Below are 1,170 nucleotides of genomic sequence, written 5' to 3' on the forward strand. Positions count from 1 at the left end.
GAGGGAGCCGCGCAGGTGCGCGGGCAGGGTCTGGATCGTGGCGACGAGGCCGTCGCGGACGGTTTCGGCGTCGTGGGCTCCGCCCGGGAGGTGGACCAGCATGGTGTAGCGGGTGCTGCGCTCGACCAGGGTGGCGATCGCGGAACGGCCGCCCGCGCCGATGATCAGGTCGCCTTCCCAGTGACCGGGCACGGCCCGGTCCTCGACGGCGGCGGGGCGGTCGCTGATCATCACCATCGGATCGATGAACCGTGGCGTGCGCCGCTCGGGGTCCCGGCGTGGCTTGCGGCGGGTGCGGCCGGACCGGACGGCTGCCTGCACTTCCCGCTTCAGGCCGCCGCGGGCCTGGAAATACAGCGCCTGGTAGATCGTTTCCACGCTCACCCGCATGCTCTCGTCGTCGGGATGCTCCATGGTCAGAGCGTGGCAGATCTGTTCCGGTGACCACCGCCTGCGCAGTCCGTCCCGGACGAAGTGACGCAGCCGGCCCTCGCGCAGCAGCTTGCGGTCCTTGGGCCGGGGTCTGCGCGCTGCCGCGGCCCGGTGGGCGGCGTAGGGCTGGTAGCCCTCGCTGCCCGAGTTCGCGTCGATCTCCCGCTTGACCGTGCTCGCCGGCCGCCCCAGAGCCTGCCCGATCGCCCGCAACGACCGGCCCAGCGCGCGAAGATCACGGATCTTCTCGCGCTCGGCCAGCGTCAGGAACCGCGGGTGAAGCTGCTTCTCCAGGGCTGTCAGGCCCACCGGTGCCGTGGTCACACCGGACATCGTGACGGTCCCCGCCGCGTAGTCGACACGGCGCCCATCGGCATAGGTACGCGAAGAGCGGGTCTTCTTGACGCCCCAGTCCCAGTCCTTGGCCGTGCGCTCGTTCACGTCGACCTGTCGGGCCGCCACCCGGCGGGCGACGCCCTGGGCCCGCAGGCGCTCGTACTCGTCGCGCCCAGGATGCCTGCGCGACAGGCGCACCGAGGTCCGTCCGGCTTTCCGGGCCCAGCCGAAGGCTGTGTTCCGGTTCACCCCCAGTTCCCGGGCCACCACGGTCACATTCCCCACAGCGTCCAGCCGCGCAAGGAAGCGATCCCTCAATCCCACAAGATCAGCACGCTCAACGCCCACGGTCCTCGCAACTCCCACAGATCGCGGGTGTTGCGAGGACCGTTAGAACCCAAG

Annotated in this window: 1 protein-coding gene; it reads right to left on the reverse strand. The window is 70.8% G+C overall.

From position 1 onward, the window contains the following. The coding region (locus ABZ449_RS42215; protein ID WP_360357500.1) for an IS30 family transposase at positions 1 to 765 on the reverse strand (765 nt) is incomplete at its 3' end. Between the last annotated feature and the right edge of the window lie 405 nt (positions 766 to 1,170).

The organism is Kitasatospora sp. NPDC005856 (assembly GCF_040629945.1).
Taxonomy (GTDB): Bacteria; Actinomycetota; Actinomycetes; order Streptomycetales; family Streptomycetaceae; genus Kitasatospora.